This window comes from Kineococcus aridisoli (assembly GCF_050871885.1).
Classification (GTDB): Bacteria; Actinomycetota; Actinomycetes; order Actinomycetales; family Kineococcaceae; genus Kineococcus.
In genome coordinates, this window is sequence record NZ_JBJLSF010000007.1 from 16,823 (window position 1) to 32,608 (window position 15,786).

General features: G+C 75.2%; 10 protein-coding genes. 1 reads left to right on the forward strand and 9 read right to left on the reverse strand.

Annotated elements, in window-relative coordinates; all coding sequences use genetic code 11:
- Window positions 1-134 precede the first annotated feature (134 nt).
- The 7 genes from ACRYM2_RS03485 to ACRYM2_RS03515 all read right to left on the reverse strand — a co-directional run bounded on the left by ACRYM2_RS03485 (window position 135) and on the right by ACRYM2_RS03515 (window position 10,958).
- Window positions 135-965 carry a hypothetical protein gene (locus ACRYM2_RS03485; RefSeq protein WP_432519899.1) on the reverse strand — a complete coding sequence of 277 codons (831 nt, stop codon included), beginning with the start codon at window positions 963-965 and terminating at the stop codon, window positions 135-137.
- A complete protein-coding gene (locus ACRYM2_RS03490) occupies window positions 962-3,022 on the reverse strand; it encodes an alpha-galactosidase (RefSeq protein ID WP_432519901.1) in 2,061 nt (686 codons plus the stop codon). The genes ACRYM2_RS03485 and ACRYM2_RS03490 overlap by 4 nt, the downstream gene beginning before the upstream one ends.
- Window positions 3,019-3,894 (reverse strand): carbohydrate ABC transporter permease, encoded by an 876-nt coding sequence (locus tag ACRYM2_RS03495; RefSeq protein ID WP_432519903.1) that lies wholly within the window; start codon window positions 3,892-3,894, stop codon window positions 3,019-3,021. The genes ACRYM2_RS03490 and ACRYM2_RS03495 overlap by 4 nt, the downstream gene beginning before the upstream one ends.
- The gene (locus ACRYM2_RS03500; protein ID WP_432519989.1) at window positions 3,891-4,772 is read right to left on the reverse strand and encodes a carbohydrate ABC transporter permease; all 882 of its coding nucleotides are present in this window, start codon (window positions 4,770-4,772) and stop codon (window positions 3,891-3,893) included. Before ACRYM2_RS03500 ends, ACRYM2_RS03495 begins: the two co-directional genes overlap by 4 nt.
- A 101-nt stretch (window positions 4,773-4,873) precedes the next feature.
- Window positions 4,874-6,172: an ABC transporter substrate-binding protein gene (locus ACRYM2_RS03505; protein ID WP_432519904.1), complete on the reverse strand. Its 1,299-nt coding sequence runs from the start codon at window positions 6,170-6,172 to the stop codon at window positions 4,874-4,876.
- Window positions 6,169-7,524: a cellulase-like family protein gene (locus ACRYM2_RS03510; protein ID WP_432519906.1), complete on the reverse strand. Its 1,356-nt coding sequence runs from the start codon at window positions 7,522-7,524 to the stop codon at window positions 6,169-6,171. The genes ACRYM2_RS03505 and ACRYM2_RS03510 overlap by 4 nt, the downstream gene beginning before the upstream one ends.
- A complete protein-coding gene (locus tag ACRYM2_RS03515; protein ID WP_432519908.1) occupies window positions 7,521-10,958 on the reverse strand; it encodes a DUF5107 domain-containing protein in 3,438 nt (1,145 codons plus the stop codon). Before ACRYM2_RS03515 ends, ACRYM2_RS03510 begins: the two co-directional genes overlap by 4 nt.
- A 106-nt stretch (window positions 10,959-11,064) precedes the next feature.
- On the opposite strand from ACRYM2_RS03515, the gene ACRYM2_RS03520 reads away from it, so the two are divergent.
- Window positions 11,065-11,934: a helix-turn-helix domain-containing protein gene (locus tag ACRYM2_RS03520; RefSeq protein ID WP_432519910.1), complete on the forward strand. Its 870-nt coding sequence runs from the start codon at window positions 11,065-11,067 to the stop codon at window positions 11,932-11,934.
- 39 nt (window positions 11,935-11,973) lie between these two features.
- Here ACRYM2_RS03520 and ACRYM2_RS03525 read toward each other — a convergent pair whose 3' ends face one another.
- Together ACRYM2_RS03525 and ACRYM2_RS03530 are read right to left on the reverse strand one after the other, a co-directional pair.
- A complete protein-coding gene (locus tag ACRYM2_RS03525; protein WP_432519912.1) occupies window positions 11,974-13,791 on the reverse strand; it encodes an ABC transporter ATP-binding protein in 1,818 nt (605 codons plus the stop codon).
- Window positions 13,788-15,722: an ABC transporter ATP-binding protein gene (locus tag ACRYM2_RS03530; RefSeq protein WP_432519914.1), complete on the reverse strand. Its 1,935-nt coding sequence runs from the start codon at window positions 15,720-15,722 to the stop codon at window positions 13,788-13,790. The genes ACRYM2_RS03525 and ACRYM2_RS03530 overlap by 4 nt, the downstream gene beginning before the upstream one ends.
- Window positions 15,723-15,786: the final 64 nt, after the last annotated feature.

The following is a 15,786-nucleotide window of genomic DNA, read 5'->3' on the forward strand; positions in this document are numbered from 1 at the left end:
CAAAGTGTGTGCTGTTTTCGTTTTTAGCGGCTCAGTGGGGCACGGATCGCTGCGCGTGCGCCGGTGCGGCGGCGACCCTGGTGTCCCCGTCGTCGTCCGAGCGGCATGCCGTGCGGGCGCCTGCACGCCGGCTGTCAGCCCTCACGGTGCGCGGTGAGCGCCAGCCGCCACGTGAGCCGGCCGCCGGCGTCGAGCACGCCGGTCTCCCCGGCGCCCGCGGTCGCCAAGTCCGCGGTCGCACCGAGCAGCGGTTCGACGCCCACGGACCGGTAGGGCGCCGCCTGCGGCCACCCGCGGAGGTTGCGCCACACCACGAGGGACACCGGTCCGGTGCCGCGCAGCACCTGCCACCGCAGGGACAGCCGGTCGGCGCCGTCGAGGACGTCGAGGCGGTCGGTGGTGACGACGGCGCAGCGGGCGGTGCCGTCGTCGGGGCCGAGGGCGTCGAGCGTCACGCCCGCGCCGTCGGGCCAGGTGGTGCGCACGGACCGGCCGGGCGTCGGCTGGTCGAGCACGCTCACGGGCGGCGCGCCGGGGACGAGGAGGCGGGCGGCGGGGGAGAGGTCGAGGAGGGCGTGCACGGTGTGCAGCACCGGCACGCCGGGTGGGCCGGTCACGTCGTAGGTCGCGACCACGGCCCCGTCCTGCACCGACAGCGAGCGCCGCAGCGACAGCGAACCCGTGCGCACCGACGCGCTCCCCGGTGCTGCAGGAGTCCACGGGCGTGACCACACGTCGCCGTGGTCGGGTGCGCCGCGCAGGGTGGGGAAGCACTCCTCCACCCCGCCGGCGTCGACGAACGCGTCACCTGGGCGGACGGCGGCGCGCGCCGACGCGGGCACGGCGGGGTTGCGCCACAGCCACTCCCGCTCAGGCGTGCGCAGCGACGTCCACCGCCCTCCGTGGGCGTCGTCGGTCTCCACCACCAGCGGCCGCGGCCGCCAGTCGTTCACACCCTCGCTCACACGCGGTCCAGCACGATCACGTCGCAGTCGCCGCGCGACCACGTCACCACCAGCCCGTCCTCCACCCGGACCGTGGAACCGCCCGAGCGGGAGCGCAGCAGCGTCCCGGTGGGCAGGTCGCCCAGCGGCACCCGCCAGGCGGCGGGGCGGCCCGGCCGCGCCCACGCCAGCACGACCACCGCCGCCTCATCCGTGTACTGCACCGCGTACGCGGCACCGGTCGGGGTGCCGTGCCGGCGCACCAGGCCGTCGTGCAGGACGTGCCGCACGGAGCGGTGCAGCGCCACCAGTTCGCGCACCCGATCCCGCTGCGCGGGGCTCCAGCGCAGCAGGTCCCCGCCCAGGCCCATCACCCCGGCCATCGCCACGACGCACCGGAAGTCGACGCTGACGGGCTCGCGGTCCAGCACGTCCGGCTCGTCGGTCACCCAGGAGCTCATCACCCACGGCGGGTAGGCGGACAGGAAGCCGTGCTGCACGGCCAGCCGGTCGCGCGGGCCGGTCTCGTCGCTGGGCCAGGCGACGTCGGTGCGGGCCAGCACCGCCAGGTCGATGCGGCCGCCGCCGCCCGCGCACGCCTCCACGGTGACGTGCGGGAACTCCTCCCGCAGCGCGTCCAGCACGCGGTGGTAGGCCTGGGTGTGCCGCCACGACCAGTCGTCCCCACCCGGTACGGCCGTGCCGCCGTCGGTGATCGCGCGGTTCATGTCCCACTTCAGGTAGCTGATCTCGTAGCGGGTCAGCAGTCGGCGCAACTGCGCCAGCACCCACGCCTCCACCTGCGGCCGGCCCAGGTCGAGGACGAGCTGGTGGCGCAGCCGCACCGGGTCCCGGCCCGGCGCGCGGTGCACCCAGTCGGGGTGGGCGCGGAACAGGTCGCTGTCCTCGTTGACGGCCTCCGGCTCCACCCACAGCCCGAACCGCAGGCCGCGCTCGTGCACGCCCGCGACCAGCGGCTCCAGCCCGCCGGGGAACTTGGCCTCGTCCACGTCCCAGTCGCCGAGCCCGGCGCGGTCGCAGGTGCGGCCGCGGAACCAGCCGTCGTCGACGACGAAGACCTCCGCGCCCAGGTCGGCGGCCACCTCGGCCAGCGCGAGCTGGTGCTCCACCCGCACGTCGAAGCCGGTGGCGTACCAGGAGTTCGCCACCACCGGCCGGTGCTCGGGGCCGGCGGAGCGGGCCAGGGTGCGCTGGTAGGCGTGCCACGCCTGCGCGGCCTCGTCCGGGCCGCCGGGCACCCACAGCCCGGCCAGCTGCGGGGTGGTCACCGACCCGCCCGGCGGCAGCGTCACCACGCCCGCCTCGTCGTCGGGGCCGCCGGCCACGCGCACGTGGTCGGTGAACGGCACGGCCTCCACCTGCAGCCGCCACGACCCGCTCCACGCCAGCGCCACCGCGTACGTGCCGGCGTCGCGACTCTCGCGGTCCTCCTGGCCGTCGCGGGCGCGGACGGTGACGACGGGGGAGGCGCTGTGCGAGGTGAGGCCCTGCCGGCTGCCCAGGCTGAACGTCCCGACCGGCAGGTCCACGACGGCCTCGGTGAACTCCCGCGACCACGCCCCCGTCAGCGTCCCGACGCGTGCGCCCGGCCCGACCGGCGGGGTGAACGCGCCGCCCCAGCAGCGCAGCAGCTCCACCGCGTGCCCGGAGCGGTTGCGCACCACTGCGTGCTTGGTGACCACGTCGTGGGCGGTGCTGCTGCGCAGCACCAGTTCCACGTCCACCTCGGCGACCTCGTCGGTGAACGGTGCGCGCAGCTCGTGCAGCTCCCCGCCGACCGTCAGCGTCACCTCGCCGGCGGTACGCAGCCGGATCCCGCGCAGCCCGTCGGCGCGGCGGGCGACGAGCTCGGCGGCGTGCGCGGAGCGGGTGCCCAGCGCGGTGGCCTCCAGCGGCAGCAGGTCCAGCGGTGTCTCGAAGGACGTGCGCCGCGGCGCCGAGGCCGGCTGCGCACCGCCGCGGGCGCCCCAGTGCACGCGCACCAGACCCGCCCCGTCCGGGGCGAGCGCGACGACGTGCTCCCCGGAGCGGGTCGGCAGCGTCCACGGGCCGCTCACTTGTTCGAGCCCACCAGGAGCCCGGAGACGAACTGCTTCTGGAAGAGGAAGAACACGATCGCGGTGGGGACCGCAGCGACGAGGGAGGCCGCCGCGATGACGTTCCACGCGCTGGAGTAGCCGCCCATGAGGTTCAGCAGCGCCGCCGTGATCGGGAACTTCGACTCCGAGCGCAGCACCGTCAGCGCCCAGATGAGGTCGTTGAAGATCCACGTCGTGGCCAGGGCCGCCAGCGCCGCCATCGCCGGCCGGCTCAGCGGCAGGACGATCCGCAGGTAGATGCGCCCCGCGCCCGCCCCGTCCAGGCGGGCGGCTTCGAACAGCTCCTCCGGCAGCCCGCGCATGAAGCCGTGCAGCACGAAGGTGTAGAAGCCGATGCCGAAGCCCACCTGCACCGCCACGAGCGCGAAGAGGGTGTCGGCGATGCCGAGGGACTCGCTGATCCGCGCCACCGGCACGAGCAGGATCTGCGGGGGCAGCAGGTTGCCGGCCAGCATCGCCAGCAGGATCGTCTTGCGGCCGGGGACGGCGAAGCGGCTGAGCGCGTACGCCGCCCACGAGGACAGCAGCAGCGAGGCCAGCACCGCGGCCGCGGTCACCGCGATGCTGTTGCCCAGCGCCCGCACCAGCCCGCCGCCGCTGAAGGCGGTGCTGAAGCCGTCGAGGGTGAAGGAGGCGGGCAGCGCCGCCAGCCCGCGCGCGGCGATGTCGTCGAAGGAGCGGAACGCGATGAGTCCGACGTAGACGACGGGGCTCAGCCACAGCAGGGTCAGCGGCACCATGACCACGTGCAGCCACGGCGAGCGGGCCCGCCGCGGCCGCCGCAGCGGCGGGGTCGCGGCCGTGCCGGGGGCGAGGGTGGTGGCGGTCACGACTGCTCCTCCGCGCGGGCCTGGCGGGCCAGGTAGGTGATGATGAAGCCGATCGCCAGGACGAAGATGACGACCGCGATCGCCGAGGCGTAACCGAGGTTCCCCGACGTGAACGCCTGCTGGAACATGTACGTGCTCAGCAGCTGCGTCGTGTTGTAGGGACCACCACGGGTCATCGCCCACACGATGTCGAAGGTGCGCAGCGAGTCGATGACGGTGACCGCGAAGACCACCGTGTTCACCCCGCGCAGCTGCGGCATGACGATGTGCCAGAAGCGCTGCCAGGCGCTCGCGCCGTCGACGGCCGCGGCCTCCTCCAGCGTCGCGTCGCAGCCCTTCAGCCCGGCCAGGTACAGCACCATGATGTAACCGACCTGCCGCCACACCGCGGCCACGAGGATCGCCGCCAGCGCCACGTCCGGGTCGGCCAGCCACTGCCGCTGCAGCGAGCCCAGCCCCACCGCCTCCAGACCGGCGTTCACCGGACCGCCCGGCTGGTACATGACCCGCCAGAACAGGCCGGTCACCGCCATCGAGACGACCATCGGCAGGTAGATCGCGCTGCGGTAGAAGCCCACCCCGCGGCCGGGCCTGTTCAGCGCCACCGCCAGCGCCAGGCCGCCCACCACGGACAGGACGCCGAAGCCGAGCACCCAGAGCGCGTTGTTGGTCAGGGCCGTGCGGAAGATCGGGTCCTCGGTCAGGTCGGTGAAGTTCTGCAGGCCCACGGGCTCGGCAGGGCTGATGCCGTCCCAGCGGGTGAGCGAGAGGGAGAAGGAGTTGGCGGCCGGCCAGAAGACCCAGAACAGCTCCACCGCCAGCGGCACCAGCAGGAAGACCCACACCAGCAGCGGCACCCGTCGCAGCCGGGCGCCCAGCGAAGGACCGCCCGGCCGGGCGGGGCCGCGGGCGCCGCCGGTGGGACGGGAGCCGTCGGACCCCCGCCGCGCCGGCCGGGCCGCGGCCCTCACGTCGCTGCTCACTGCCCGAAGACCCCCTCCGCGGCCCGCTGCCACTCCTCCAGGATCCGGTCGCGCGAGCCCGGGTCGGCGAGGAACTGCGTCAGCGCGGTGTCCGCCGTCGTCTGCAGGGCGTCGGAGGAGTCGCGGTTGAAGAACTGGGTGATCTCCTCGGTGGAGTTGAGCAGCTCGATGCCCTTCTGCACCAGCGGGCTGAACTGCGTGGTGTCGACGTCCGGGGACGTCGGAAGGTTGGAGGACCCGGACTGCTCGATGAAGGCCTGCTGCTGCTCCGGGGCGGCCAGGTAGGACAGGAAGGCGATCGTGGCGTCGGGGTCGGAGGTGCCGGCCGCGGCGAAGTAGCCGTCCGTCGGGGCCTCCTCGGCCGTCGGCACGTCCGGGTTGATCACCGGGACGGAGAAGAAGTCCAGGTCGTCGCGCTGGTCCTCGGGGAAGTACTGGGTGACGAAGGCGCCGATGAGGTACATGCCGGCCTGGTCCTGCGCCATCGGCACGGACGCGTCCTGCGCCGAGTACGAGCCCATGTTGGGGTCGAAGTAGGGGATGAGCCGCTCGTACTGCTCCATGACCGCGACGACCTCCGGGTCGGTGAAGGAGTGCTCCCCGGCCAGCAGCTCGCGGTGGTACTGGGCGCCGTTGATGCGCAGGTCCAGGTAGTCGAACCAGCCCGACGCCATCCACGGGGTGGAGCCGATGCCGTTGGCCAGCGGGGCCACGCCCTGGCCGGAAAGGTTCTCGCACAGCGCGAGGAACTCGTCCCACGTCGTCGGCGGCTGCACGCCCCAGCGCTCGAAGGCGCTCTTCTTGTAGAAGACCGACCACCAGTAGTAGTTGGTGGGGACGAAGATCTGGGTGCCGTCGTCGGCGCTGGACAGGTTCTTCAGCGCCTCGGAGAAGCCCGCGCACGCGCCGTCGCCCTCCCACATGCTCGACACGTCCAGCAGCAGGCCCTGGGCGGCGTAGTCGCGGGCCACCGACCCGGCGTACCAGCTCATGACGTCCGGCGGGTCGTTCGAGCGTAGGTAGTTGGTCAGCTGGGCGCGGAACTGCTCGGTGGCGACCGAGTTCATCGTCACCTCGCCGTCGTAGCTCTGCACGATCGCCTCGAGGGCCGCCTTGGGTGCGGTGTCCTGGATGGAGTTCTGGAAGACGATGCCGCCACCGCCGCCCCCTCCGCCGCCGGCGGCCGCGCCGCCGCCCTCCGAGCCGCTGGTGCCGACGCAGCCGGTCAGCAGGCCGGCGCCGCCGAGGCCGGCCGTGGCCGCGAGCAGGCTGCGCCGCGAGAGTCGGGAGTTCATCGTCGAACCTCCTGTGCGCCGTCGTCGGCGCGGTCGTGGTGGGTGGTGTCGGGTTGATCGGGTCGGTCGGTGGGGGTGGTGCCGGTCAGGAGGGCCGCGCACTCGCGCTGCAGGGCGACGTCGGCCCACATGCTGTGCTGCGGCGCGGCGTTGGAGCACACCACGGCGCCCCACGCGCCGAGGCGGTGCGCGTCGCGGACGGCCCGGCGGCACAGCTCCGCGCCGACCGGTCCCTCCTCGAAGCGCCCGTGCTTGGGGGTGTAGCCGACGTAGCCCTCCCCGAGCACCAGCGGTACCCCGCGCGCCGCGGCCCAGTCGGCGGCCACCTCCAGCCACAGCGTGAGCTTCTGCTCCACCGCCAGGCGGTGCTCGCCCCAGCGGTCGTACAGCCAGCGGTCGAAGGCCTCCGGGTCGCACCAGTCGTGCACGTACACCTCGGGCAGCGAGACGACCGTGGCGTCCAGCTTCCAGGCGTTGTCCTCGCCCGGTCCCCAGTCGGCCACCGCGGGCGCGCCCGGGCGCAGCAGCGGGGCCGCCCGCTCGCGGGAGAACTCCTCCACGGGCCCGCGCAGGCCGAAGACGTCGATGAGCTCCTGCAGGTTGCCGTAGGCGTAGGGGTGCACGACGAGGACGTCGGCGCTGGGCGGCACCGCGCTCAGCGCACCGACCGGCACCCCGGCGTAGTTCACGGTGCACAGCCGGTCGGGGTGGCGCTGCTTGAAGCGGCGGATCCCGCGCTCCAGCCTGTCCCTCAGCGCCGGCACCGCCGCCTCGCCGCGTTCCACACCCAGGCCGTCGACGAGGAAGCCGATCTGGACCTCGTTGTGCAGCTCGGTGAACAGCACCCGGTCGTCCAGGCCCTCGGCCACCAGCAGGTCGATCAGGTCGGCGTGCGCGTCGGCCAGCACCTCCGCGCGCTCGTCGGGGTCCACCGCGTGCAGGGCCTCGTACCAGTCCGGGTCGAGCGCGAACGACGGCGACTGCTGGTACTCCCAGCTGGAGACGATGACGTGCACGCCGTGGCGCTGCGCGGCGCGGAAGAACGCCAACGTGTGCTCGCGCGCGTCGATCGTCGTCTCGTGCGCCACGTCGTACCAGCGCACGCCCTGCCCGTACTCCCCGCCGAGCGGGCCGAGCCGCAGCGCGGAGGTGTCCACGCCGGAGCGGAACAGCAGGAACGGCATCGCGCAGATCCGCACCGCGTTGCAGCCGCGCTCCACCGCCTGCGCGAAGGCGGCGTCGAGGTCCTCGAACGGCTCGCCCGGCCCGGTGCGCACGTACCAGGAGAAGTCCCACAGGCTGATGACGAGCTTCTCCGGCGCACCGGCCGGCAGGTTCCGCGTCGCGCTCACCGGGCCACCTCCTCGATCCGGGTGACGGGTCCACCGGGCACGGCGCTGGGCACGGTGGAGGGTGCACCCAGCAGCTGCGGGTGGGTGGCCAGGGCGTGCGCCAGGTCGGCCGCGTGCCGGCTGGCGGCCAGCCGCGGGTCGGCCAGCAGTTCGCGGGCGCGCCCGGCGTCGCCGTCCAGCAGGGCCAGCTGCGCGTCGAGCACCACCACCCGGCGGTCGCGCACCACGAGCGGGTCCTCCTCGAACAGCAGCAGGTCCGGCAGCGAGGTGGCGAAGTAGTCCACCACCGGCACCGCCGCGGCGAACGCGTCGCGGAAGCGGCGCAGCGAGGCGGTCAGCGGCCCGTCGTCGCGACCCAGCCGGCGCAGCGCCAGCACCGAGGAGAACGTCGCCTCGCTGTGCTCCTGCGTGCTCATCCCCAGGAAGTCCCCGCGGTGCTCGGCGGCCGCCCCCCACGCCGCGCGCGCCGCGCCCGCGTCGCCGGCCGCGGCCAGCGCGTCGCCCAGCAGCAGGTGCAGCTGCGCCGTCGCCGCCAGCGGGTGCCTCGCCTCGCCCAGGCACGCCGGGCTGTCCAGCGCCGCCCGCAGGTGCGCCACCGCCGCGGCCGGGTCGTCTGCGAGCGCCTCCAGGGCCAGGCGGGTCCGGGCGCGCTCCCACGCGGAGAGCACCTGGCCCTCCCCGCCCTCCCACGGCTGGAACGTGCGGTCGGTCAGCAGCTGCACGGCCCGCGCCGCGCCGCCGGTGCTCACCAGCAGGTGCGCGACCTCCACGAGGGCGTCGTCGCGCTGCTCGGCCAGGTCCCAGCGCTCCCGCCAGCGCGCCAGCCGCTGCTGCGGGCTCACGCCGCGCAGCGCGTCGAGCTGGTCCACCTCGAAGCGCAGCCGTGCCTCGTCCGGGGCGGCCTCCTCCGCCCGCGCGTACGCCGCGCGGGCGGCGTCCAGGTCGCGGTGGTCGTTGACCAGCGCCAGGCCCAGGTTGCGGTGCGGCACCGGGTCGCCCGGTGTGCCCGCCGCGCCGGCCCGCCAGTCCGCGACGGCGTCGGCGTGCCGGCCCGCCGCGTACAGCCAGTGCCCGCGCAGGGTGCGGGCCCGCGGGTCGGTGGCCGAGGCGCTCAGCGCGGCCACGTCCTCGCGGCGGCCGGGGAAGCACCACGTGGTGTCGCGCGCCGCGGCGTCGGCGCGCGCAGCGGCCGCCTGCGCGGTGCGGCCGAGCCGATCCAGCACCAGGCCCCGGTGGTGCGCCAGCAGGGGGCCGGCCGCCGGTTGCCCTGCCGCGCGCAGCGGCTCGCGCTCCTCGGCCTCGTCGAGGACGTGCAGCGCGTCCTCCAGCTCCCCGGCGCCGGCCAGCTCCAGCGCCACGTCCAGGCAGGTCTGCGCGTCGGCGCTGGCGGGCAGGCCGTCCAGGTGGCGCAGCCACGCGTCCAGCGGGTCCAGAGCGCGCGCGGCGGCCAGCACGTCCTCCGCGTCGTCGCCGGACCGCCGCCGGCACACCACCTCCAGCGCGGCGGCCTGCAGGTGCTCCGGCTCCACCCGGCGCACGTCGGCCAGCCGGTGCAGCGCGGCCGCGGTACGCCCGGCGCGCGCGTCCAGCCGCGCCATCCGGTACCCGGCCGGTCCCCGCCACGCCCGCGCCCACGACGCGCGCCCGTACGCGTCGTAGGCGTCGTCCTCGCGTCCGCGGGCCTCCAGGACCACGCCGAGCAGGTACAGCGCGGTGGTGTCCTGCGGGGTGGGGTGGCGGGAGGTCAGGCGGTCCACCGCGCGGCGCAGCAGCTCCTCGGCCTGCTCGTCCAGGCCGGCGCGGTAGGCGCGCACCGCCAGGCCCACCAGGCTCGGCACGTGCCCGGGGTCGCGGGCCAGCGCCTCGTGCCAGTACGGCTCCGGAGAGCGGGTGGCGTGCCGGTACAGCTCCAGGTGCTCGGCGGTCAGCGCCAGCTCCTCCACGCTGGCCACCTCCTGCGGTGCGGGCGGTTCGGTGGCGGGGTCGGGAACCTCCCCGATCCCCGCGCGCTCCTCGGCGGTGCTCCAGCGCACCAGCACCCGGCCCTCGTGCACGACCGAGACCTCCACGTCCGGTGCCTCCGCCTCGCCGGCCGGGAGCTCGTGCACGCGCAGCAGCGCCGCCGAGGGGTCCAGGTCGACCGTCTCGCTCGCCACGACCCGCCCGCCGGCGCGCAGCTCCACCCGCACCCCGGCGCGGGGGCGGGTGACGACGACGGCCAGCCGGACGCGTGCGGGGTCCTCCTCGCGGCGCAGGCTGACAGCCGCGTCGACGCTCGCCCGGTCCAGCGGGCCGGTGCGCCGCACCGGGTACCAGCACTGGGTGAACACCTTCGTCTCCCCGGGTGCCAGCACCGAGAAGTCCGGCTGGTTGTCGGTGAACACCCCCGCCATCAGCTCCACGTAGTGCGCGCCGTCGTCGGAGAGGTTCGTGTCCCACGCGTGCCCGAAGGGGGAGTTCCCCCACGTCCACTGCTTCTTGCCGACGGCGACCTGGTGGTCGGCGACGTGCACGAACCCCACCCCGCGGGCGTGGTCGTAGCCGCCGAAGAAGTCCTCCCGGCTGCCCAGGCACATGTACGACGTCGGCACGGGGATCGTGCGGTACCAGTCGATCCGGTCGCCCGTGCCGCGCGCGCCGTCGGCGGCCGTGAACACCTCCCCGGCGCGGGCCGGGTAGTCCACGCCGTAGTAGCGCCGGTCCGCGGCCGGGTAGGCGGTCACGGCGCGCTTGGCGTGGTCGGCCACCACCGTCACGTCGTGCGGGAAGAACGACTGGTAGTCCTCGTCGACGCGGGCGGCGACGTTGGCCCACCACAGGAACGACTGCGGCAGCTCGGTGCGGTTGGCCAGGCGCACCTCGAGCTCCAGCACGGAGCTGCCCGGGCGCAACCGCAGCGCGTGCGTGCCGCGCATGCGGGTGAACGGGTCGTGGTCGGAACAGCGCACCACGACCGCGCCGTCCTCCTCGGTCACCGCCTCCCAGTCGGTGGGCAGGTAGGTCGCCGGGCGGTGGTGCTGCGGCCAGTTGAACTCCACACCGCCGGCGATCCACGGCCCGGCCAGCCCGACCAGGGCGGGTTTGACCACGGGGTTGGCGTAGAAGAGGTCCACCCCGCTGGTGCGGTCGCGCACCACGTGCACGCGCCCGCCCAGCTCGGGCAGCACCACCACGTGCAGCCACTCGTTCTGCAGGTGCACCGCCGTCCAGGCGTGCTCGACGGGGTCGGTGGCGATGCGGTGGTGGAACGGCAGCGGGTACACCCGGCCCGAGGAGCCCTGGTAGACGCGGCGGTCCAGGTAGGCGGGGAACACCTCCGGCGGCAGCGGGTGGTAGGTCGGCAGCGTCAGCGGCGCGCTCCAGACCGCGGCCGGGGCGTCCGCCAGGGCGGCGGGCCGGGCCGGCAGGCCGAGCTGCGTCTCGTCGTCGAGCATGCGGTGACGGTAGGCCGGTGATCACCGCGCCGAGAAGGGACGATCCGACGCTGCCACCTGGACGATCCGACGGCGCGCACCACCCGGACGGCGCTAGCGTCGCGGCGTGCGCATCCGCGAGGGGTTCCCCGGGCAGCGGCTGCGGGTCCTGCCCGCCGACGTCGCCCGCGCCGCGGCCGCGTCCGGGCCGACGTCGCGGCTGCTCGTCACCGACGCCGGGTACTTCCCGCACGCCCACCACCACGGACGCACCCGCCGCTGCGGCGCCAGCGGCACCGTCGTCATCGTGTGCGTGGGCGGTCGCGGCTGGTGCCGCACCGCCGGCGGCGAGGTGGCCGTCACCCGCGCCCAGGCCCTCGTGCTGCCCGCCGGGCTGCCGCACACCTACGGCGCCGACGACGCGCACCCCTGGACGATCTGGTGGCTGCACGCGGCAGGCCCCGACGCCCGCTCCTTCGACCGGCAGCTGGGCGGGGACCCGCCGAGCCCCGCCGTCGTCGACCTGCACGACGTGCTGGAGGTGCAGCGCGACGTCGAGCGCGTCGTGGAGCACCTGGAGACCGACGAGACCGGACCCACGCTGCTGCGCGCGGCCGGCGCGGCGTGGTCGGTGCTGGCGCAGGTGGCGGCCGACGCCGCCGCCGGCAGTCCCGTGCGGCGCGAGCCGGTGCGTCAGGCCCAGGAGCACCTGCGTGCCCACCTCGACGCGCCCGTCTCCGTTGCCGCCCTGGCGCGCGAGGCGGGCCTGTCCACCTCGCACTTCACGGCGCTGTTCCGCGCCGCAACCGGGGGAGGGGTCGTGGAGTACGCCAAGCGGCTGCGCATGGCGCACGCCTGCGAGCTGCTCGTCACCACCGACCTGCCGGTGGCCGAGGTCGCCCGCTGCGTCGGCTACGCCGACCCCTTCTACTTCGCCCGCCACTTCCGCGGCGTGCACGGGTGCAGCCCGACGGCGTTCCGGCGTCGGGAGGAGTGAGGCGGCGGTTCGCCGCATCACGCGTGCTGCGCCGTGAGATCACGCGTGCTGCGCCGTCCAGGCCGTGTGCAGCCGCGAGTACGGCCCCCCGGCGTGCGCCAGCTCCACCGCCGGCCCCACCTCGACGACCCGCCCCGAGTCCACGACTACCACGACGTCGGCGGCCTCCGCGGTCGACAGCCGGTGCGCGATTGCCACGGAGGTCCGCCCGCTGAGCACGCCTTCGAGGGCCCGCTGCAGCCGCACTTCGGTGGCCGGGTCGACGGAGGAGGTGGCCTCGTCGAGGACGAGCAGGTCGGGGTCGGCGAGGTGCGCGCGGGCCAGTGCCACGAGCTGGCGCTCGCCGGCGGAGAGGCGCTCGCCGCGCTGGCCGACGGGGGTGTCGAGGCCGTCGGGCAGGCCGTCGAGCCACGCGGTGAGGCCGAGGTCGGCGAAGGCGGCGCGGACGTCGTCGTCGGTGGCGCCGGGCTTGCCGCGGCGGACGTTGTCGCCGACGGTGGCGTCGAAGAGGAAGCCCTCCTGGGGGACGGCGACGACGCGGCGGTGCAGTTCGCGGCTGGGCAGGTCGCGGGCGTCGATCCCGTTGAGGAGCACCCGGCCGGCGGCGGGGTCGACGAGGCGGGTGACGAGGCGGGCGAGGGTGGTCTTGCCGGAGCCGGTCTCGCCGACGACGGCGGTGCGGGAGCCGGCGGGCAGGTGCAGGGTGACGCCGGTCAGGACGGTCTTGTCGGTGCCGGGGTAGGTGTAGGCGACGTCCTCGACGCGCACGTCGACGGGGCCGGCGGGCAGCTCGCGGACGCGGTCGGCGGGGGGTTCGGGGACGGTGACGGGGGTCTCGATGAGGTCGACGACGCGGCGCCAGCCGGCGAGGGCGTTCTGCAGCTCGTTGAGCACCTCGGTGGTCGCCTGCACCGGGCCCACCCACAGCTGGGCGAGGAAGAGGAAGGCCAGCAGCCGGCCGAGGGTGATGTCGCCGTCGACGCCGAGCAGGGTGCCGACCACGACGACGAGGGCGACGACGAGACCGGAGACGACGACGCCGGTGGAGAACGTCGTGGCGGTGGCGACCTGGGCCTTCACGGCCTGCTTGCGGTGCGCCTCCACGGCGGCGTCCACGGTGCGCCAGGAGCGGGAGGCGGCGTCGTGGGCGCGGATGACGTCGGCGCCGACGACGGTCTCCGAGACGGCGCCGAGCAGCTCGCCCATCCGCACCCGCACCTGCTTGTAGGCCGCGGCCACCGGGCGCTGCAGCTTGTTGCGGATGATGACGAGCGGCACGAAGCAGCCGATCACCACCAGCGCCAGCTGCCAGGAGTAGAAGAACATCACCGCCGTCGCCAGCACGACCTGCCCGAGCGAGAGCACCAGTACGAGCATGCCGGTCTGCAGGAACGTGGAGATCGTGTCCACGTCGCTGGTGACGCGGCTGACGAGGGAACCGCGGCGCTCACCGGACTGGGTGAGCACCGCGAGGTCGTGCACGTGGCGGAAGGCCCGCACCCGCAGCGCCGCCAAACCCGCCTCGGTCGAGCGGAACAGCCGCGAGTTCACCACCCACGCCGTCAGCGTGGTGATCGCGACGACGACGGCCGCGATGGAGCAGAGCAGCGCGACCCGGCCCGGGTTGGGGCCGTCGGGGCCGAGGACGCCGGTGTCGATGGTCTGCTGCACGGCGACGGGGACGACGAGCTTGCCGATCGTCGTGGCCGCCGCGATGGCCAGGGTGACGCCGAGGCCCTCGGCGAACTGCGGGGTCAGCTCGCGGGCCTGGGCCAGCACCCCGCGCTTGGTGGGGGCGCCCTTCGCGGCGGAGCCCGCGGCGGGGGGAGTGCCGGGGTTCGTGGTGGTCGTGCTCACGCCATGCCCGCCTTGTCGTTCGCAGCCTTGACCGCTGCCTCGTCGGCGCGGTCCTGCGCCGCGCGCGCGTACGCCGTCACCAGCTCGCGGTAGCCCGCGTCGCGGGCGGCGACCTCCTCGGCCGGGCCGCGGTCCACCACCCGTCCCTTGTCCAGGTGCACCACCTCGTCGGCCAGCGCGATCGTCGCCGGCCGGTAGGCGACGACCACGACGGTCGTGCCGGCGCCGGAGTCGGCGAGGCCGTCGAGCACCGCGCGCTCCACGGCCGGGTCCAGCGCGCTCGTCGCGTCGTCGAGGACGAGCAGCCGGGGCTTGCGCACCAGCGCCCGCGCCAGCGCGAGGCGCTGGCGCTGCCCGCCGGAGAGGGTGGAACCGCGTTCACCGACGAGCTCGTCGAGACCGCCGGGCAGCGCCTTGACGAAGTCCTCGGCGCGGGCCAGCCGCAGCGCGTTCCAGACGTCGTCGTCGCCGACGCGGCGCTGCGCGGGCACGCTCTCGTCGTCGAGGCCGAGGGCGATGTTGCCGCGGATCGTGTCGTCGAAGACGAACGTCGACTGCGGCACCAGCGCGGCCGCCGCGGCGACCTGGCCCTCGGCGAGCTCGCGCACGTCCACCCCGTCGAGGAGCACCTCACCGCTCGTCGGGTCCACCAGGCGCACGAGCATCCCGGCCAGCGTCGACTTGCCGGCGCCCGTGCTGCCGACGACCGCGACGGTGGAGCCGGCGGCGACGTCGAGGGTGACGTCCGCGAGCGCCGGCGTCGGCTCACGGCGCGGGACCGCGGGAGCCGTGCGGCGGGCGGGCTGGCCGGGCAGGCCGGGGCGCTCGTCGAGCGGGTCGACGGCGGGCACGGGGTGGCGGTAGCCGAGACCGCTCGTCGCCACCGCCAGCGGGCCCGCGTCCGCGTCGGTGCTGCCGGGCAGCTCCCGCGTGCCCCACGGGGTCGTCGCGTCCGCGCGCAGCACCGACTGCACGCGCGCGTCCCCGGCCACCACCCGCGGCAGCTCCGAGAGCACCCAGCCGAAGGAGCGCACCGGGAAGGCCAGCAGTCCCAGCAGGTAGGCGATCTGCACGAGGTCGCCGACCCCGACGGCGCCGCCGGCCGCGCGGACCGTGCCGACGATCAGCACGGCGAGGGTGCCGAGGCTGGGCAGCGCGTCGATGAGCGGGTCGAAGGCGCCGCGGGTGCGCCCGGCGGCCACGTTCGCGTCCCGCAGCCGGTTCGCGTCGGCGGTGAAGCGCTCCACCTCCTCGTCGGCCAGGCCCAGGGTCTTCACCACGAGCGCGCCCTCGAAGCTCTCGTGCGCGGTCGCGGACACCTCCCCGCGCAGCTGCTGCACGCGCGTCACCAGCGGGGACATCCGCCGCTGGTAGACGACGTTCGCGGCCAGCAGCGCCGGGATCACCAGCAGCCCCACGAGGGCCAGCACCGGGTCCGCCTCGGCCATCGCCACGCCCGCGACGGCGATGAGGACCACGACGCCGAGGGCGAAGGGCAGCACCGCCATCGCCTGCCAGGTGGCCTCCACGTCCGAGCTCGCCGTCGCCAGCAGCCGGCCCGCGGGGTGGGCGTGGTGCCAGGCCAGCGGCAGCTCCAGGTAGCGGCGCGTCAGCCGGCGCCGGTAGCGGGCCTGCAGCGCGTACATCGTCGCGCCCGCCCAGATGCGGCGGATGAGGATGCCGACGACGGTCACCAGCGTCACCGCCATGAGCGTCGCGCCCGCCAGCCACACCTCACCGGTGCTCACCGACCCCGAGCCGGTGACGGCCGGGACGACGACCCGGTCGGTGACCCGCCCCACCATCCAGCCGGTCGCGGCCGTGCCCGCGCCGTAGATCGCGGAGCCGATGATCGCCGTGGTGAAGAGCCGCGGCTCCTCCCGGGCGCCGCGGGCGAGGGTGCGCATGCCGCTGACGAAGGTGCCGCTCACTGGAGGAAGCCTGTCACGAGTCCGTGGATGACGCTTGCTCCGAGCAGCGAGCCTCCGCTGCACG

Excerpts from the sequence above, each read along its gene's own strand:
- ACRYM2_RS03505 (WP_432519904.1), bottom strand. The coding sequence starts at position 6,172 with ATGAACTCCCGACTCTCGCGGCGCAGCCTGCTCGCGGCCACGGCCGGC.
- ACRYM2_RS03515 (WP_432519908.1), bottom strand. The coding sequence starts at position 10,958 with ATGCTCGACGACGAGACGCAGCTCGGCCTGCCGGCCCGGCCCGCCGCC.